This is a genomic window from Nocardioides sediminis, from assembly GCF_003047295.1.
Classification (GTDB): Bacteria; Actinomycetota; Actinomycetes; order Propionibacteriales; family Nocardioidaceae; genus Nocardioides; species Nocardioides sediminis.
The window spans coordinates 284982-302716 of record NZ_PZYZ01000002.1; the positions used below are offsets into that span (position 1 = coordinate 284982).

The following is a 17735-nucleotide window of genomic DNA, read 5'->3' on the forward strand; positions in this document are numbered from 1 at the left end:
CGCTCCCGTGCAGTTCGTCGGTCTACGGGACACGTGAAGCGGCAGGGTGGCTGCGACGTGAACTCCGGTGGCCTTTCACGCGGCAGCTGCCGCACGTGGCAACGGTCCGGCACGCGGGTCGCGCTCGACGAGTGGCGCAGCAAGTGTCAGTCCCAACCATGTGCTCCCACAACGCAGGACCTACTGCAGGGGTGTTTCGCCGGGGTGCACTCCGACGTCGGCGGGACCTACCCAAAAGGTGTGCCGCTGTCAGGCATCCCGCTCAAGTGGATAGTTGACGAAGCCCGAGCCCACGGCTTGGGAGTCCGGTCCAACCGCTACAGGGACCTGTGCACGCTCAACCGCTCCATCGCTCTGGGGGATCCGCACCCGAACTCTGGGTGGTGGCGAGTGCTCGGCAGACGCAGGCGGCGCCCCCTGAGGGGGCGAAGGTGCACGGCAGTGTCGCCGACCGGTTGGCCGCCCCAATGCGTCGTACCGCGCCCGGCTGCCCGAGAGCTACGAGGTTGTTGATGAGGATAGGCCGACCCTTCGCAACCCATCTACGCCTCACTGAGTCGCCGGCCAACCTTGCGTCCGGGCTGGGACCGCTGCCGGGATCGTGCGTGCGCTGCCCCCGGAGCCCGACGTCCCTACCCCAACCTGACGAGGTGACGCGCCCCCAGCGCCGAGCGCGCCTGCTGGACGACGCTGCTTGGCATTGATGGAGCCATTGCCCGACCGTTTGAGGCTGAGACTCAATTACGCCGGACACGGCGCTTGGCGCCAACCCGCCCGGGCGTCTTCGATGAACCGGGCTCAGCAGAGCAGCCCAGACGCCGCGCCGCCGAAGCAGAGTTCCCGTTCCGCTGCGGTCTCCCTGCGCTTGAGCCATAGTGCTCGACGTCACTTGACTGGCGGCGCATAGGGCCGCGTGTTGCGTGACAAGCACGAAGGCCTCCGCCGCTCACACGATGACTGAGCAGCGGCAGGCCGATGGCGCTACGAGGGTGGGACACTTGCTGAACGACGTTGTGACGACGGCTCTGGGTCTGGTAGTCGGAGTGCTCACCGGGTACTACTTCGAGTGGCGGAGCTCGCGGTCCACTCGCGCACAGAACATCGAGCTCGAGAACAAGCTCCGTGTGCTGCGAGAAAGCATCTACTCCGTCAATGCGCGGGATCCGGCCGATTCCATCGACTCCTCCGTCAGCGTCCCCAAGGACTTGGAGCAGCAGTTGTGGCAGTGGCTCCAGGACTTCCAGGGCCCGGACGGCACAATCCAGCGCACGCGGGTGTTCGACCGGTTCTCGGGCCTCGGCTATAACGCAAACGAAGTGATGGCGGCACTTACTCGATTGGATGAGCAGGGGTACGTGGATATGGGTGAGGAGATCCGGGTGCAATGACGCCGGTGTTTATGGGAGTCGACTCAGGAGGAACCCGCACCAACGTCCGTATACGTGTAGGGGAAGAGATCAAGAGCTTCGAGCTCGCGGAGTCGCTGGGCGGCTCGCTGTCTCCGTCTGAGTACGCCAAGACGTTGCGAGCGATCCTCCTCCCGGCGGAGAGCCGCTTGCTTGATAGCCACGACGCGAGCGAGATCGCCATCTTCATCAGTGCTGCGGGATTCACCCAAGCGTTTCGCGAGGACTTCCTGGACGCAATCAACGAGGTTGCGCCGACGGTCCTCTCCGGACGTATTGCCAGCATCAGCATCGCCAACGATGCTCCGACATTGCTCCTGGGCCACCAGGCAGACGCAATCGTGATCGCGGGCACCGGGTCGAACGTGCTGGTCCAGGCTCGCGACGGGGCGCTGTTCCAGGTCGGTGGTCACGAGTGGGTGGCGTCGGACTACGGTGCGGGCTTCTGGATCGGACTCCGCGGGATCCGTCGCGCCTATCGCGACCACGAATCGGGCATGAACACCGTGCTGCTGCAGCGGCTGGTGCAGGAGTACGGACTGCGAGCACACGACGAGCGACGGCTCATAGCCAAGTTCCGGGACCTGGCGATCGCGGACGCGAACATGAAGCCGGAGATCGCACGGTTCGCAGCAGAGGTGTGCTCCGCGGCGGAGCGCGGTGACGAAGCGGCGCAGGACATCGTGAAGGTCGAGGCGGAGGACTTGGCGGACGTGCTCGCTGGGTCTTTGCGCCGGAGGTTCTCGATCGACGAGCTCGCGGACGGTTTGACGATCGTCGAGTGCGGCGGGCTCCTGAGCAACGACTTCTATCAACAAGCGTTCCGTTCGCAGGTGGAGATGCGCTTGAGGACGGGTGGGCGCCCAGCGACGATCGCGTGGCGCCATGTCACGACGGGCTTGGACGCGGCTCTCAACCTCGCTGCTGACGTTCACGAGTTGAAGAGGGACATGGCGACGATCGCGGCGCAGTTCCGCCCTCTGGTAGTTCGGCTCAACTGAGCGCTCGCCGGGTTGATTCACGGTCCCGGTGCACGTCGTCCTGAGGACGCCGGGCCAGACGGGCGACTGATGGCGGTTCTCCACAGGACGGGTCACCTTGGCTCTCGACGGGTCCTAGGCCGATAATCCCTCGTTCGAGGCCGATAGAAATCAAGCGCTCGACCTTGTCATCGCCGACCTGTCAACGGGAAGCACTATTCGGGGGCAAGGAGGGCAGCCCCGGCAGGCGGGAGTGGTCCGCATCGACTTCAGCTTCCTCGTGCCGGGCGCGACCACGGCGAGCGCTCCCGTCCCCACCTGGGCCGGCCCGTCGTGCACCACCCACATCCGCACGTCCGGCGCCATCAGCCCGGAGAGGTCGAGCGCGTGCCGACTCTCGGGCGGCGCGGCGGGCTCCATGTCGTCGAGGTGCTCCTGGAGGAACGCGGCGAGACGGGGGTCGACGAAGTCCGCGCGCTGGATCGTGGGAGGCACGCGAGACGTCGTGCCTCAGCGACGTGGCGGCCAGGTTTCCGGTCCGCCCTGACCACTAGTGGGAATCAGGTCAGGCTGTCCCAGACCTCGGTGGTCACCACGCCGGTGGCTGGCAGCCCCTTCTTGCGCTGGTACGCCGCGACGGCCCGGGCGGTCTTCTTGTCCACGACGCCGTCGATGCGGACGGGCCGACCGAGGGCGGCCGTAACAGCGCGCTGGAGCCGGAGCACGGCGGCCCCGGTGTCGCCCACCTTGAGCAGCGGCCGGCCGCCGCGGGCGAGCAGCGCGGTCCAGGTGTCACGGGTGAGGCGACCGGTCTCGGGGAGGTCGAGCCGGCGCTGGGCCTTGCTGACCGCGGCGGCCGTGCGGGCGTCGTACCGGCCCGTGATCGGAGCCCTGGTCAGCTTCTGTCGGCGTAGCAGGCACTGCGCGACCCGGACCGCGTCGCCGTTGCGGCCCGTGCGGAGCGTGGGGTAACGGCGGAGGTCCGCGTCGACGCCCCGGCACAGCGGCCGGCTGCGGGGCGCGACCGAGCCGCGGCCGACGTCGACCCAGTTGGCGTCCACGGTCATCGCGTGGCCGCCGAACGACTCCACGACGTCGATGGCGTACTGGTGGACGCGGGCGTGGTCGTCCCACTCGCTGCTCAGCACCCGTCGGTCGGTGCGCGTGTCGGCGCGGCCGTTGGCCCAGGCGAACCAGATGTCGTCGGGCATCGCGTAGGAGCCGCGGGAGACCCGGTGCGCGTAGTCCAGGGAGGTGATCGCGGCGCCGATGCTGGAGTAGACCCCCGAGCGGAAGCCCGCGCCGTGCAGCGCCCTGGTCCACCCGGACAGGAACGACAGCGCCGACCGGCGGCAGTCGTCCGGGCCGATGTCGTAGTCCTCGAGGTCGTAGTAGAGCGTGCTGCCCTTCCCGAGGCCGAGGTCCCGCGCGGTGCCGACCGCGGCGCGGGCCTGGGCGCGTCCCTGCTTCTCGGCGGCGGGCAGGTCGGACGTCATGCGGTCGGCGTACCCCGAGCAGCTGGCCTGCGGCCCGACCCACAGCGGCAGCAGGTGCCAGCCGCGCCGCTGCTGGGTGCGCACCCAGTCGGCGTCGAGCTCGGGCTGGTCGCAGAGGCGGTTGCTGCCGCCGATGTAGATGCCGATGCCGGAGTAAGGCGACGCGAGCCGCCACGCGTCCATCACCTCCTGTGCCGGGGCCGCGCAGGTGTCGAACGCGTAGCCGGTCAGCGAGCCGGGCTCGGCGCCCTTCCCGCCCGCGGCGTGGCCCGGCGACGGCGTCACCACCGCCACTGCGGCGGTGGCAGCCACGGCCAGCACGGCCAGGCCGCGTCGAGCACGACGAGTGATCCCCGAGAGTCGCATGGGGAGGAGGGTACCGACGCGGAGTAACGTCGAGGAGATGCGACGCGACAGCACCACCGACGACATGGTCCACGAGTCCGCCCTCCAGCTGTGGGCGGCCGCCCAGACGGACTTCGACCCGTTCGAGGTCCCGCCCGAGCAGTGGGGTCCCGACCCCGTCCCGGTGCGGGACGCCGACATCGCGCACGACACCAGGCTGGACCTCGACGTCGTACGCGACTCGCTGCGCCGCCTGGACGGCACGCGGGTCGTCGTCCGGCAGGACGCCGGCGACCTCGCGGTGACCCGGGTGACCCCGGACGACGTCCCGCTCTGAGGGCGGGTCAGAGGCCGAGCATCCGGCCGATGATCTCCTTCTGGATCTCGGTCGTCCCGCCGTAGATCGTCTGGATCCGCGAGTCGGTGTAGGCCTTGGAGATCGGGTACTCGTTCATGTAGCCGTAGCCGCCGTGCAGCTGCACCCCGGCGTCGACGACGCGCTTCTGCAGCTCGGTGGTCCACCACTTGGCCATCGAGGCGAGCGAGGTGTCGACCGTGCCGGCGTTGAGCCGCAGCACGCAGTCGTTGACGAACACCCGCGCGATGTGGGCCTCGGTCGCCATCTCCGCGAGCACGAAGCGGTTGTGCTGGAACTTCCCGATCGGCTTGCCGAACGCCTCCCGCTCGCGGGCGTACGCCAGGCACAGCTCCAGCACGTGCTCGATCGCCGCGACCGCGATGCAGGCGATGGAGATCCGCTCCTGCGGCAGGTTCTCCATCAGCGAGACGAACCCCGTCCCCGGTGCGCCCAGCAGGTTGGCCTTGGGCACCCGGACGTCGGTGAAGGAGAGCTCGGCGGTGTCCTGCGCGTGCAGCCCCATCTTGTCCAGGTTGCGGCCCCGCTCGAAGCCCTCCATCCCGCGCTCGACCACCAGCAGGCTGATGCCCTGGTGCCCGGCGTCCGGGTCGGTGCGGCACACGACGATGACGAGGTCGGCCAGGATGCCGTTGCTGATGAACGTCTTGGACCCGTTGAGCACGTAGTGGTCGCCGGCGTCGACCGCCGTCGTGCGGATGCCCTGGAGGTCCGACCCGGCGCCGGGCTCGGTCATCGCGATGGCCGAGACGATCTCGCCGGACACCAGGCCGGGCAGCCAGCGCTGCTTCTGCTCCTCGGTCCCCAGCGAGGAGATGTAGGGGACGATGATGTCGGTGTGCACGGCGAAGCCGGGCCCGGACGCCCCCACGCGGGCGGCCTCCTCGGCCAGCACCATGTTGTAGCGGAAGTCCTTGATCCCCGGTCCGCCGTAGGCCTCCTCGACGTCGAAGCACAACAGCCCCGCCTCGCCCGCCTTGCGCCAGACCTCGCGGTCGACGATGCCGTCGGCCTCCCACTTCTCGTGGTAGGGCGCGACCTCGCGCTCGAAGAACGTGCGAGCGGTCGCGCGGAAGTCCTCGTGCTCCTGCTCGAGGATCGACGGGCGCTCAGGCATGGCTGCTCCTTGCTGGTGGGTGGCTGTGGGCGTTGAGGGTGTCGAGCATCGACAGGGGCCCGAGGTCGGAGAGCCGGTGCCCGCCGGGGTAGGTGGCCGCGCGGTGCCGGAACTCCTCACGCCGGGGCGGCGCGAGGCGCAGCAGGAGGCGTCGTGCCTGCAGGCCGCGGCGCACGAGCGCCCCGAGCCAGGCCGGCTGCTCGGGCATCCCGAGGGCGATGCGCAGCGGCTCGTCCATGATCGCGATCGACACCCGCCGGACCAGCGGGCGCAGCGGCGCCGGCACGACCGTGCTGCCGACCGCGATGGTGGCCTCGGCGACCGCGTGGCCCGCCGCGCTGGGCGCGAAGCGGGTGCGCTCGAAGTCGACGAGCAGCGCGAGGTAGCCGTCGTACGTCGTGGGGAGGCCCTTGATGCCCATCAGCTCGCCGAACCGGGTCGTCACGCGGGTCATGGCCACCAGCTCGTGCGGGTCCAGCGGTCGCCAGCCGTAGGCGGAGATCCAGCGCACCGGCCCGACGAGGGTGGTGGCCAGCACGTAGGCGTACTCGTCGTCGGGGATGTCGTAGTGGCCGTGGATCCGGTTGAGCCGACGCACCGCGGCGTGGCCGCGCTCGCTGTCGATCCCGTCGACGGTCGCCTCCTGCCCGATCAGGATCGTGTCGTCGTAGCGCTTGAGCCCGTGGTGCTCGAACTCGCCCGTGCGGTGCAGCAGCTCCGCGATCGAGGGCACGCCGAAGTCACGCATGAACGCGATCCCGGTGCCCTGGGAGTAGTCCCACGGGAACTCGCGTCGCGCGGTGAGGCCGAGGATCTCGTCGGCGTCGCGCTCGGGGTCCAGCGCCCGGATGCGGCGCAGGTTGTCGTAGCGCCGGGGGTGCGCCAGCCGGAGGCCCAACCGGGTCAGGACACCCATTCCTTCACCTGCGCGATGGTGGCGGCCGGGTCGTCGGAGGCCGGGGTGAGCGAGAGGTTGGTGACGCCGGCCTCGCGGAAGGCAGCGATCCGCTCCTTGACGTACGACGCGGGGCCGACGAGGTTGGCCGCCTCCAGCCACTCGGTGGGGACGAGGGCCTCGGCCTCCTTCTTCTTCCCCGAGAGGTAGAGGTCCTGGATCTCCTCGGCCTCCTTCTCGTAGCCGTAGGCGCGGGCGACGTCGTTGTAGAAGTTCTTGCCCTTCGCGCCCATGCCGCCGACGTACAGGGCGAAGATCGGACGGGCGAAGTCGAGCAGGGCCTTGGTCTCCGGACCCTCGCCGATGGCGACCATGCCGCCGGCGTTGACCTCGAGCGGGCCCAGGTCGGGGGACCGCCTGGCCTTGCCGGCCGCGAGCGGCTCGTCCCAGACGAGGTGCGCCTTCTCGGGGTGGAAGAGGTGGGGGATCCAGCCGTCGGCGATCTCGGCGGCCTGCTCGACGTTCTTGGGGCCGAGGGCCGCGACGTAGATCGGGATGGTGTCCCGCTCGGGGCGGGTGAGGAGCTTGAGCGGCTTGCCGAGGCCGGTGACCGCGCCGTGCTCCTTGGTCAGCGGCAGCTTGATGATGCCGTCGTTGGTGAGCGGCTCGCGCTTGAGGCCCCGGCGCACGATGTCGATCACCTCGGCGGTCCGGCCCAGCGGCTTGGAGTAGGGGACGCCGTGGAAGCCCTCGATGACCTGCGGGCCGCTGGCGCCGAGGCCGAGGATCGCCCGGCCGCCCGAGACGTTGTCGAGGCCGGCCGCGGTCTGGAGGAGCGCGCCGGGGGTGCGCGAGTAGATGTTGAGGATCGCCGAGCCGATCTCGATCGTCTCGGTCTTGGCCGCGAGGTAGCCCATCAGCGTGGGGGAGTCGAAGCCGTAGGCCTCCGCCACCCAGACGGTGTCGAGCCCCGCCTTCTCGAGCGCTCCGACCTGGTCGGCGGCCTCGCGCGGGTTCCCGGCGTACATGAGCGGCATCGAGAGCTTCATGGGGCAAACTGTGACACCGTTACTGTCACGATCGCAAGGTTGTCGCTCAGGCGCGCAGCCGGGGACCGAAGACGACGTCGACCCCGGGCGAGAACATCGCATGGTCGGGCGACCGGTCGGCCAGGTCGCCGAAGCCCGCCGCCGCGAGCAGCTCGTCGTCGAGCACGTCGACGGCGGCGCGGTGCAGGGGCCAGGTCGGGTGCTCGTTGGGCCAGTAGCGCGTGCGTCCGGCGCGGTCGGACAGGTGCAGGCCCCACCGTGCGGTCAGGAAGTGCTCCAGCGGGCCGGCCTCGAAGCGCTCGCCGACGACCACCGACACCCGCGACCGGGCGCCCCGCGGCCCCGGCCACCGCCGACGGCAGGTGTAGGTGACGTGCGTGCCCGACCGCCGACGGTCCATCCGCGACCAGAGGTAGGGCAGCCGCGGTCCCCAGCGCGCGGCCAGCACGGGCGCGAGCCGCGACGCGTCGAGGCTGACGAAGACCACACCCCGGCGCCCCTGCCCGTCGACCGAGTAGAGCCGCACGTTGGTCTCGTGGAACGACCCGACGTACGGCAGCCCGGGGCCGCCGAGGAGGCCGATGCCCTGCATCCAGAACGGGATCAGCCCGACGTACGTCGCCCCGTCGAACGTGTCCGGGCGCGTCCCGGCGGGCAGGTGCGGCTGCACGCGCTCCGGCGGGACCGCCCAGTGCAGGAAGGCCAGCTCCGACCAGCGCTGGGTGAAGACCGTGCGACCGGCGGGACGGGGCGCGAGCGGGGTGATCGGTTCGGGCTGCATCTCGCCTCGAGCCTAGGCACGCGCTCCTCAGCCCTCGACGAGGAACGTTCCCGAGAGCACGGCCGCGACGGCCGGGGACCGGGGCTCGGTGCCGAGCAGGGTGGCGGTGACGAACTCGGCGGCGTACCGCTCGAACGTCGCCCCGTGGCGGAGCATCGCGTGCCGCCCGCCCGGTACGGCGACGTACCCGACGCGGGCGGTCGAGGAGAGCCGCCGGGCGACGGCGGCCGCCCGCTCGGGGGAGGCGATGCGGTCCTCGGTGCCGTGGACCACGAGGACCTGGCGACCCGACAGGTCGGCGCCGTCGCTCGGGTAGACCCAGGGGTTGAGCGCCACGGCACTGCGCACCTCGGGGCTCCGCGCCGCCAGCAGCGCCGCCCGCCCGCCGAGCGAGTGCCCGACGAGCGCGGCCGGCAGCGGACCGTGCGAGGCGGCGACCTGCTCCAGCGCCCACGCGACGTCCATCACCGGGGTGGTCGTGGAGTCCCACCCCCGGTGGGAGTTGAGCAGCCGGTAGACCGCGAGCCGGCGCCGGCCGGCGCGCGCGACGCGCGCGGCGACCGGCACCATCCGCAGCACCGACAGCTGCGCGGGGCTGACCATCGCCTTGTCGGCCCGGCTGGCGCCGCCGTGGAGCACCAGCACGACGCCCTCGGGGTCCCGGGGCACGTGGGTCGCGACGAGGCGGGCCCGGCTCATCGTCGCCGGGCGCGAGCAGCCAGGCCGTCCACGATGCCGGAGGGCCGCTGCTGCTCCCCGGCGAACGAGCTCACCACGACCAGCGCGCCGGTGAGGGCAGGGACCGCCCACTGCAGCCCCCGGAGCTGGCGCTGCGCCCGCGCGACGTGCGGCGGCGTGTTGGTCTCGGGCCGGGTGCCGGACTCCACGGGCACCTCGGTGTGCTCGGACACCCGACGACCGAGCGCGCGGCTGTAGGCCGTGACCGCGAGGGCGGCGACGGTGAGCCCGGTCTTGGCCGTGGCCATCGAGGCGACGCCGGGCTGGCCCAGGAGCCGGGACCTGTTGCCGGCCAGCTGGCCGACGCTGCCGGCCAGGTGCAGCCCGATCGCGGCCGCGTTGACCGGGGTCCACCGGTCCCAGCCCACGTTGGCGACGGCACCGGTCCCGCGGGACGAGTCGGCCTTCGCGGCGGCGGTGTTGAGCGAGACGGCGTTGGCCAGCGTGCCGCCGAACCAGGCGGAGAGGCCGACGTCGTGGAGGGACCGGGACAGGGTGTTGCGGGTCATGGTGTTCCTTCGTTCGCGGTCTGGGACTGGTCGCCCGTACCCGGACGACCCACCACCATGCGTGCTCACACCCCCAGCGCGGGGACCACCTCGGCCCGCGGCAGGTCGCCGAGGGTGCTGCCGGGCAGCAGCAGCTTGGAGCGCCGTACGCCGGACCCCAGGACCACGACGGGCTCGTCCAGCAACCGCTCGTCGACCAGCACCCGCCACGTCGCAGGGAGCCCGACGGGCGTGATCCCGCCGTGCTCCATGCCGGACTCCTCCACGGCCCGCTCCATCGGCAGGAACGTCGCCTTGCGGACGTCCAGCAGCCTGCGGACCAGCGTGTTGACGTCGGCGCGCGTGTCCGCCCGGACGACGCAGGCGGCGGTCCGCTCCTCGCCCGCCCGGCGCCCGGCGACGACCACGCAGTTGCCCGACGCGGCCAGCGGCAGCTCGTACTCCGCGGTCAGCGCCGCGGTGTCCGCGAGGTCGGGGTCGATGGCGACGACCGCCGCCCGGTCGGCCGCGGGCCACGAGGCCAGGGCGTCGGCGACGGGCGGTGCGACCAGGTCGAGGTGCTCGAGCACGGGCAGGGACTCCAGGCGCGGGAAGCTCGGCAGCGTCACCGGACCATCATGTGCCATTCACCCTGACGTGGTGCTCCCGTCCCGTCCGCCCCGGACGGTGGCGACATGACGGTGCTGGCCGCGACCACGCGGATGCCGAGCGTGACCCCCAGCCTGGTGCTCACTCCCGCCGTCGTGGCCCACCGGGGAGCCAGCGGGCACCGCCCCGAGCACACGCTGGACGCCTACCGCACCGCAATCCGGATGGGCGTCGACGACATCGAGCTCGACCTGGTCATCACCCGGGACGGGGTGCTGGTGGCCCGGCACGACGCCGAGCTCAGCCGCACCACCGACGTGGCCGACCACCCCGAGCTGGCCCACCTGCGCACCACCCGGACGATCGACGGCGCCGAGTCGACCGGCTGGTTCGTGGAGGACCTCACGCTCGCCGAGGTCAAGAGGCTGGCCGCGCGCGAGCGGATGCCCGGGATGCGTCCGGCCAACACGGCGTTCGACGGCGCCGAGGGCGTGCCGACCTTCACCGAGGTCCTGGCCATGGTGGGTGCCGAGTCCGTACGACGCGGGCGCACCGTCGGCGTCATGGTCGAGCTGAAGCACGCCGCCCACTTCGAGTCGGTCGGGCTGCCCCTGGACCGGCCGCTGCTGGCCGACCTGGGCCGGCACGGCCTCGACCACCCGTGGGCCCGGGTCACGCTGATGTCCTTCGAGACCACCGTGCTGCGCCGGCTGGCGGGACGCACCCGGCTCCCGGTCGTGCAGCTCCTCGGGGCGGCGGACAAGCGTCCCGCCGACCTGGCCTCGGCGGGCGACCCCACGACGTACGGCGAGCTGGCGACCGGCGACGGCCTGGCGTGGATCGACGACTACGCCGACGGCATCGGTCCGCACAAGGGTCTGGTCCTCCCGCGCGACGCCGCCGGCGCGATCGGCGAGCCGTCGTCACTGGTCCGCGACGCCCACCGCGCGTGGCTCACCGTGCACGTGTGGACGCTGCGCGCGGAGAACCGGTACCTGCCCGCAAACCTGCGCGTCGGGGACGACCCGGCGGCGCACGGCGACCTGGCCGGCGAGGTGCGGGCGCTGCTGGACGCCGGCGTGGACGGCGTCATCACCGACCACCCCGCGGTCGCCCTCCGGGCGGCCCGCTCTCCGGGTGTCGTCGCAGGCGTCACCTGACGTTCACCGCGCGCTCGCGGCCCGGCCTCCCGCGCCCGTTTGGCTCACCGCCATGACCTCTCGGAAGACCGGCCTGGCCGCCGTCGCCCTGACCGCCGCCGCCGGCACGTTCCTCGTGCCCACCCTCCTCAGCCCCACCGCCGCCCACGCGGGACCGCGCGCCGACCTGTCGGCCGACCCGGTGGTGATCGGCCACCGCGGGGCGTCCGGCTACCGCCCCGAGCACACCATCGCGGCCTACCGGCTCGCGATCCGGCAGGGTGCCGACTACATCGAGCCGGACCTCGTCCCCACCCAGGACGGCGTGCTGGTCGCACGCCACGAGAACGAGATCAGCGGCACCACCGACGTCGCCGAGCACCCCGAGTTCGCCGACCGGCGCACCACCAAGGTCATCGACGGACGCCCGGTGACCGGCTGGTTCACCGAGGACTTCACCTACAAGGAGCTCCGCACCCTGCGCGCGGTGGAGCGGCTCCCCGACGTGCGGCCCGACAACACGGCGTACGACGGCGAGTACCGCGTCCCGACCCTCGACGAGGTGCTCAAGCTGGCCCGCCGCGAGGGCGTCGGGGTCTACCCGGAGACCAAGCACCCGAGCTACTTCGACTCCATCGGGCTCTCCATGGAGGAGCCGCTGGTGGCCGCGCTGGAGAAGCGCAGGATGGCCGACGCGGACGACGAGGTCATCATCCAGTCCTTCGAGGTCTCCAACCTGCGCGACCTCGACACGATGGTCGACGTCGACCTGGCCCAGCTCGTCGACGGGTCCGGCGGCCCCGCCGACCTCCCCGGCACGACGTACGCCTCGATGGTCACCGCGGCGGGCCTGCGGACGATCGCGACGTACGCCGACGGCGTCGGTGCCGCCAAGAGCTGGGTCCTGCCGCGCGACGCCTCCGGCAGCACCGGCGCCCCGTCGGCCGTGGTGGACGACGCACACGCCGCCGGCCTGGTGGTGCACGTGTGGACGCTGCGCCGGGAGAACCAGTTCATGGCCACGAACTTCCGGGTCGGCACCGACCCGGACGCCCCCGGAGACATGTACGCCGAGACGCTGGCGTTCCTCGACGCCGGGGTCGACGGGATCTTCTCCGACAACCCCGACGTCGCGGCGCGGGCGCTGGACGACTGGCTGGCCGCCCGGGACTGACGCCTAGGCGGACCCTCCCCGCCGGCGGCCGGTCAGCACCACGGCCAGCAGGCCGGCCACGCCGGCCACCAGCCAGGGGAGGGGCATCAGCCAGCGCAGGTCGTCCGAGCCGATGTTGTGGGTCTCGAACAGGGCCCAGATGACGGTCAGGCCCAGGAAGGCCACGCCCATGACCAGGTGCCCCACGTTGACGGGGTGCCGACCGGAGTGGTCGGCGGCCGGCTCGGGGACGAGCGACCAGGACCGGGCACGCTCGTGCTCCCTCAGGTCGTCCTCGAGGCCCTGGCTGGTGTTCTGGTGGATGTCGCTGCGGTCGCGGGGACCGTCGTAGCTCTCGTCGCTCATCGTCTCGTCCTCACTGCTCGCGCACGGTGACCTGGCCGATGCCCAGGTCCACCTCGATGGTCATCTGCGGCGCGCCGGCGCCGCCGTCGACGAAGCCGTCCTCCTGGACGCCGAAGCCTCCGGTCTCGCGGCCGAGGAGGTCCACGGCGCCGACACCGGTGGAGGCGTCGACGGACACGTCCACCCCGTCCGGCACGACGACCTCCAGCGTGCCGACGCCGCCGTCGATGCTGACGTCGCGACCGTCGAGGTCGTCCACGTCCTCGATCCGCGACAGGTCGAGCGTCAGGTCGCCCGTGGCGACGTCGTAGCTGTCGCGCACCTCGCTCGCCTGGAGCGGGGCGTAGGAGAGCCGGCTGCCCTCGATGTCCTCCGAGGCGGTGGTGGCCGCGGTGGCGACGGCGGCCACCAGCCCCACGAGGATCAGGCCGCCGGCCCGGCCCCAGAAGGCGCCGACCACGAGCATGACGCCGGTGATCGCCATGGCCGTCGCCGGGTAGGCGGAGTCGGGCACGTCGGTCCCGGCTCCGTCGATGACGCCCAGGGTGCCGATGCCGATCGCGATGAGGGCGAGCGTGGCCCACAACAGCACCGGTCCGCGCTTGCGGGGCTTGCGGGTCCGTGCGTACGCCGCAGGGTCGTAGGCGTAGCGGGTGGCCGGGTCCTCGGGTGACCCGTACCCGGTGGCCGGGTAGGCCCCGGGCACCGCGGACGCCGAGGGCGGCACCGGGCCGGGAGGGCGCTGCTGGTTGCGGTTGACGAACCACAGCACCACGAGCGCGACCACGACGACGGGCCACGGGAACCAGAACGCGCCGGCCCAGTCACCGAGGGCCGCGAGGGCCGCCAGCACGCCGGCGCCGATCAGCGCGACGCGACGGCTGCGCTCGTCGAGGCCGAGCGGCTGGTCGTCGGTGCCCTCCTCGGGCACCAGCAGCCACCCCGCGGCGTACAGGAGGAGGCCGGAGCCGCCGAAGAAGACCAGCACCACCAGGGCGACCCGAACGATGATCGGGTCGATGTCGAGGTGGCGGGCGAGGCCGCCCGCGACGCCGGCGACGTGCCGGTCGTGGACCGAGCGGCGCAGCCGGCCGAGGTCACGCATCTGCTCGCTGGTGACGCGCGGGCCGTCCGGGGGCCGCGGCGGCTCGCCCGCCGGCTGCGCCGGCTGGTCGGGAGGGGGTGTGGTCGTGTCCATGGCTCCAGCGTGGGTCCTGCGTCGTCGTCGGGCCATCGGTGACGACCCTGAATCCCACCGGTGGCCCCGGACCACCACCTCAGGGTCGAGTCGGGGTCGTGCCTCATGGGAAGGGCCGTCCTGGCCTGCGACGATGGTGGCACGATGACAAGCCAGGAGCCCGTACGCCGTGCCTACCGCGACACCTCCGCCCCCGTGGCCGGCGGCGTCGCGGCCGGTCTCGCGCGCCACCTCGGCACCCACGTGCTGTGGGTGCGGGTCGCGTTCGTGGCGCTCGCCCTCGTCGACGGCCTCGGCATCCTGCTGTACGCCGCGCTCTGGGTCTTCCTGCCCGCCGACAGCCGCTTCGACGACGAGGCGCCGGGCCTTGCCAGCGCCCGCCGCGGCGGCCGGCGTCCGCGCCGCGTCGGCCGGCTGGCCAGCGCCGGGCCGGCGATCGCCATCGGCGCGCTCCTCTTCGGTGGCGTGCTCGGCTTCGAGGCGGTCTTCGGCCAGGGCGTCCTGTTCTGGCCGGTGGTCCTCGGCATCGCCGGCATCGCGCTGCTCTGGCGGCAGGCCGACGAGGCCCAGCGTGAGCGGTGGCTCGACTCCTCGGGCCGCATCGACCCCTTCCGCGCGGTCTTCGGCAACGGCGGCTGGGCGGCGTACGCCCGGGTCGCGACCGGTCTCGGGCTGGTCGTCGTCGCGCTCGTCGTCTTCGGCGTGACCACCGGCTCGGTGCAGTTCGCCGGCCCGGTCGTGATCGCCGGCCTCCTCGGCATCCTGGGCCTCGCCCTGGTCGTCGGCCCCTGGGCGCTGCGGCTGGTCAACGACCTCGGGGCCGAGCGCGCCGAGCGCATCCGCACCCAGGAGCGCGCCGACATGGCCGCCCACCTGCACGACTCCGTCCTCCAGACGCTGGCCCTGATCCAGAAGAACTCGGGCGACGCCACCACGGTCGCCCGCCTGGCCCGGGCGCAGGAGCGCGACCTGCGCACCTGGCTCTTCGAGGGCCAGGCGGCCGACGACGCGGTCCTGTCCGCGGCCCTGCGGGACCTGGCCGCGTCGGTCGAGGAGACCCACCCGGTGGTGGTCGACGTCGTGACCGTGGGGGAGTGCGCGGACCCCGAGGCCGTGCGCACCGTCGTCAACGCCACCCGCGAGGCCGTCGTCAACGCCGCCAAGCACGCCGGCGTGCCGCGCGTGGACGTCTACGCCGAGGCGACCGCCGACGCGGTCGAGGTGTTCGTCCGGGACCGCGGGGCCGGCTTCGACCTCGACGCCGTGGCGGCGGACCGGCACGGGGTCCGCGGCAGCATCATCGACCGGATGGACCGCCACGGCGGCCGGGCCGAGATCCGCACCGCGCCCGGCTCCGGCACCGAGGTCCGCCTCCACATGCCCCTGCACGACAACCCGCGCCCCGACCCCGCAGCTCGAGGAGAGTCATGACCGACACCGTCCAGCCCGTCCGCCCCGTGCGCGTCGTCATCGTCGACGACCACGCGATGTTCCGGGCCGGTGTCCGCGCCGAGCTCGCCGGGGCCGGCGCCGGCGAGGTCGACGTGGTCGCCGAGGCGGCCGACGTCCCGGAGGCGGTGGCGGCGATCCGCGAGCACCAGCCGCACGTCGTGCTGCTCGACGTGCACCTGCCCGGCGGCGGCGGCGTCGAGGTGATGCGCCAGGCCCCGTCGCCCCAGGCGCGCTACCTCGCGCTGTCGGTGAGCGACGCGGCCGAGGACGTCATCGGGACCATCCGCGGCGGCGCCCGCGGCTACGTCACCAAGACCATCACGGGGCCCGAGCTGGTCGACGCGATCGCCCGGGTGGCCGACGGGGACGCGGTGTTCTCGCCGCGCCTGGCGGGTTTCGTGCTCGACGCCTTCGCCGGCTCGATCGACGTCGCGGCGGTCGACGAGGACCTCGACCGGCTCACCGAGCGCGAGCGCGAGGTGATGCGCCTGATCGCCCGCGGCTACGCCTACAAGGAGGTGGCCCGCGAGCTCTTCATCTCGGTCAAGACCGTGGAGACCCACATGTCCTCCACGCTGCGCAAGCTGCAGCTCTCGAGCCGCCACGAGCTCACCCGCTGGGCGTCGGACCGACGCCTGCTCTGAGCGCGCCACGATTGACATCTCCCTCCGAGTCGGGTGGGGTCATGGGACTCCACAACTCCACCTCGGAAGTGAGGGCCCCCGGTGGCCGACTCCACAACGATCGACGCAGACGACGACCAGGACAGTGGGCTCAAGAGGTCCATCACTGGGGCCCAGCTCTTCTTCTACACCCTGGGGGACGTCCTCGGATCGGGCATCTACGTCCTGATCGGCCTGGTGGCCGCGGCCGTCGGAGGAGCGTTCTGGATCGCCTTCGCCGTCGGCGTCGCCGTGGCCGCCATCACCGGCGCGGCCTACGCCGAGCTGGTCACCAAGTACCCGCAGGCCGCCGGCTCCTCGCTGTACGTGCAGAAGGCCTTCAACAACAAGGCACTGACGTTCCTGGTCACCGTCTCTTTCCTCTCCGCGAGCTTCGCCGCCACCGGGTCCCTGGCGACCGGCTTCGCGTCGTACTTCGCCGAGCTGTGGGCCGGTCCTCCCGCCCTGCTGGTGTCGCTGGTGTTCGTGGCGGCCCTCGTGCTGGTCAACTACATCGGCATCACCGAGTCGGTGGTGATGAACATGCTGATGACGTTCATCGAGCTGAGCGGCCTGATCATCGTCATCGGCATCGCCATCTACTACGTGGCCCAGGGCGACGCGGACTTCGGGATCCTCGGCGACATCAGCGTCTCGGGCAACCCGGCCCTGGCGGTGCTCGCCGGTGTCGCGTTCTCGTTCTTCGCCATGACCGGCTTCGAGAACACCGCCAACGTCGCCGAGGAGACGATCGACCCCTACAAGTCCTTCCCGCGCTCCCTGGTCGGCGGCATGGTCGTCGCGGGCATCGTCTACGTGCTGGTGTCGATGGCCGCGGCGCTGACGGTCCCCGTCGACACGCTCGCCGAGTCGCCGGCCGCGCTGCTCGAGGTGGTCAAGCAGGGCATCCTGCCGTTCTCCACCGAGGCCATGACGAAGATCTTCACGATCATCGCCCTGGTCGCGATCACCAACACCACCTTGGTCACGCTGGTCACGCAGCCGCGCATCCTCTACGGCATGGCGCGCGAGGACGTCGTCCCCGGCGTCTTCGCCAGGATCCACCCGGTCCGCCGCAGCCCCTGGGTGGGCCTGCTGTTCAGCGGCCTCGTGGTGGGCACCCTGCTGGTCACGGGGTACGCCGTCACCGCCGCCGGTGGTGGCATCGACCTGGTCAACCGACTGGCGCTCGTGACCGTGGTCTTCCTCCTCGCGATCTACGCGCTCGTCATCGTGACCTGCCTCAAGCTGCGCGGCCAGGACGAGGACGAGCGCGCGTTCCGGGCCAACACGCCCCTGCTCGTCGTGGGGCTGGTGGGCAACCTCGCCATCCTCTACTACGCGATCTACGACGACCCGACGTCGTTGTACTGGTGCGCCGGCCTGCTCGCCGTGGGCGTCGTCCTCTACGTCGTCGAGAGGCTGTTCGGCAGCAAGGGCACCGCGGCCACGGCTCCACCCCTCGAGACTGACCGGGAGGTCTGA

Annotated in this window: 20 protein-coding genes; 9 read left to right on the top strand and 11 right to left on the bottom strand. The window is 72.0% G+C overall.

The genetic code is table 11. The annotated features are described in order from the left end of the window. The first annotated feature begins 57 nt into the window (after window positions 1-57). From DAI17_RS21785 to DAI17_RS06210, 3 genes are all read left to right on the top strand, one after another. A complete protein-coding gene (locus DAI17_RS21785) occupies window positions 58-513 on the top strand; it encodes a phospholipase effector Tle1 domain-containing protein (RefSeq protein WP_407669703.1) in 456 nt (151 codons plus the stop codon). A 485-nt stretch (window positions 514-998) separates the two neighbouring features. Further along, window positions 999-1388 carry a hypothetical protein gene (locus DAI17_RS06205; protein ID WP_159081375.1) on the top strand — a complete coding sequence of 130 codons (390 nt, stop codon included), beginning with the start codon at window positions 999-1001 and terminating at the stop codon, window positions 1386-1388. Beyond that, window positions 1385-2407, top strand: coding sequence for a BadF/BadG/BcrA/BcrD ATPase family protein (locus tag DAI17_RS06210; protein WP_107772040.1), 1023 nt, complete (start codon window positions 1385-1387; stop codon window positions 2405-2407). The genes DAI17_RS06205 and DAI17_RS06210 overlap by 4 nt, the downstream gene beginning before the upstream one ends. A 150-nt stretch (window positions 2408-2557) precedes the next feature. On the opposite strand, the gene DAI17_RS06215 is transcribed toward DAI17_RS06210, so the two are convergent. Continuing rightward, window positions 2558-2881 (bottom strand): GNAT family N-acetyltransferase, encoded by a 324-nt coding sequence (locus tag DAI17_RS06215; protein ID WP_107772041.1) that lies wholly within the window; start codon window positions 2879-2881, stop codon window positions 2558-2560. Window positions 2882-2946: 65 nt separating this feature from the next. Further along, on the bottom strand, window positions 2947-4248 hold the full coding sequence (locus DAI17_RS06220) for a glycoside hydrolase domain-containing protein (RefSeq protein ID WP_159081376.1): 1302 nt from the start codon (window positions 4246-4248) through the stop codon (window positions 2947-2949). Window positions 4249-4285: 37 nt separating this feature from the next. On the opposite strand from DAI17_RS06220, the gene DAI17_RS20885 reads away from it, so the two are divergent. Continuing rightward, a complete protein-coding gene (locus DAI17_RS20885) occupies window positions 4286-4564 on the top strand; it encodes a hypothetical protein (RefSeq protein WP_159081377.1) in 279 nt (92 codons plus the stop codon). A 7-nt stretch (window positions 4565-4571) separates the two neighbouring features. Here DAI17_RS20885 and DAI17_RS06225 read toward each other — a convergent pair whose 3' ends face one another. The 7 genes from DAI17_RS06225 to DAI17_RS06255 all read right to left on the bottom strand — a co-directional run bounded on the left by DAI17_RS06225 (window position 4572) and on the right by DAI17_RS06255 (window position 10300). Continuing rightward, the gene (locus DAI17_RS06225; protein WP_107772043.1) at window positions 4572-5720 is read right to left on the bottom strand and encodes an acyl-CoA dehydrogenase family protein; all 1149 of its coding nucleotides are present in this window, start codon (window positions 5718-5720) and stop codon (window positions 4572-4574) included. Continuing rightward, on the bottom strand, window positions 5713-6636 hold the full coding sequence (locus tag DAI17_RS06230; protein ID WP_199904964.1) for an oxygenase MpaB family protein: 924 nt from the start codon (window positions 6634-6636) through the stop codon (window positions 5713-5715). Before DAI17_RS06230 ends, DAI17_RS06225 begins: the two co-directional genes overlap by 8 nt. Beyond that, a complete protein-coding gene (locus tag DAI17_RS06235) occupies window positions 6624-7664 on the bottom strand; it encodes an LLM class F420-dependent oxidoreductase (RefSeq protein WP_107772044.1) in 1041 nt (346 codons plus the stop codon). The genes DAI17_RS06230 and DAI17_RS06235 overlap by 13 nt, the downstream gene beginning before the upstream one ends. Window positions 7665-7710: 46 nt before the next feature. Then, window positions 7711-8445, bottom strand: a complete 735-nt coding sequence (locus DAI17_RS06240; RefSeq protein ID WP_107772045.1) for a YqjF family protein — start codon at window positions 8443-8445, stop codon at window positions 7711-7713. 27 nt (window positions 8446-8472) lie between these two features. Then, complete coding sequence (locus DAI17_RS06245) at window positions 8473-9144, bottom strand: alpha/beta hydrolase (RefSeq protein WP_199904965.1); 672 nt, start codon at window positions 9142-9144, stop codon at window positions 8473-8475. Then, window positions 9141-9692: a hypothetical protein gene (locus DAI17_RS06250; protein ID WP_107772046.1), complete on the bottom strand. Its 552-nt coding sequence runs from the start codon at window positions 9690-9692 to the stop codon at window positions 9141-9143. Before DAI17_RS06250 ends, DAI17_RS06245 begins: the two co-directional genes overlap by 4 nt. Window positions 9693-9757: 65 nt before the next feature. Further along, the gene (locus tag DAI17_RS06255) at window positions 9758-10300 is read right to left on the bottom strand and encodes a YbaK/EbsC family protein (protein ID WP_234412272.1); all 543 of its coding nucleotides are present in this window, start codon (window positions 10298-10300) and stop codon (window positions 9758-9760) included. A gap of 66 nt (window positions 10301-10366) precedes the next feature. Here DAI17_RS06255 and DAI17_RS06260 point away from each other — a divergent pair, with 66 nt between their 5' ends. Beyond that, window positions 10367-11440: a glycerophosphodiester phosphodiesterase family protein gene (locus DAI17_RS06260; protein WP_107772048.1), complete on the top strand. Its 1074-nt coding sequence runs from the start codon at window positions 10367-10369 to the stop codon at window positions 11438-11440. Between the two features lie 52 nt (window positions 11441-11492). After that, window positions 11493-12593: a glycerophosphodiester phosphodiesterase gene (locus DAI17_RS06265; RefSeq protein WP_107772049.1), complete on the top strand. Its 1101-nt coding sequence runs from the start codon at window positions 11493-11495 to the stop codon at window positions 12591-12593. A gap of 3 nt (window positions 12594-12596) precedes the next feature. Here the strand turns inward: DAI17_RS06265 and DAI17_RS06270 are convergent, their stop codons facing one another. Both DAI17_RS06270 and DAI17_RS06275 read right to left on the bottom strand, forming a co-directional pair. Then, window positions 12597-12938, bottom strand: coding sequence for a hypothetical protein (locus tag DAI17_RS06270; protein WP_107772050.1), 342 nt, complete (start codon window positions 12936-12938; stop codon window positions 12597-12599). 10 nt (window positions 12939-12948) lie between these two features. Then, window positions 12949-14136 (bottom strand): PspC domain-containing protein, encoded by a 1188-nt coding sequence (locus DAI17_RS06275; RefSeq protein WP_159081378.1) that lies wholly within the window; start codon window positions 14134-14136, stop codon window positions 12949-12951. Window positions 14137-14280: 144 nt separating this feature from the next. Here DAI17_RS06275 and DAI17_RS06280 point away from each other — a divergent pair, with 144 nt between their 5' ends. The 3 genes from DAI17_RS06280 to DAI17_RS06290 all read left to right on the top strand — a co-directional run bounded on the left by DAI17_RS06280 (window position 14281) and on the right by DAI17_RS06290 (window position 17735). Next, the gene (locus tag DAI17_RS06280) at window positions 14281-15567 is read left to right on the top strand and encodes an ATP-binding protein (RefSeq protein WP_107772518.1); all 1287 of its coding nucleotides are present in this window, start codon (window positions 14281-14283) and stop codon (window positions 15565-15567) included. After that, on the top strand, window positions 15564-16232 hold the full coding sequence (locus tag DAI17_RS06285; RefSeq protein ID WP_107772052.1) for a LuxR C-terminal-related transcriptional regulator: 669 nt from the start codon (window positions 15564-15566) through the stop codon (window positions 16230-16232). Before DAI17_RS06280 ends, DAI17_RS06285 begins: the two co-directional genes overlap by 4 nt. A gap of 81 nt (window positions 16233-16313) precedes the next feature. Next, the gene (locus DAI17_RS06290) at window positions 16314-17735 is read left to right on the top strand and encodes an APC family permease (RefSeq protein WP_199904966.1); all 1422 of its coding nucleotides are present in this window, start codon (window positions 16314-16316) and stop codon (window positions 17733-17735) included.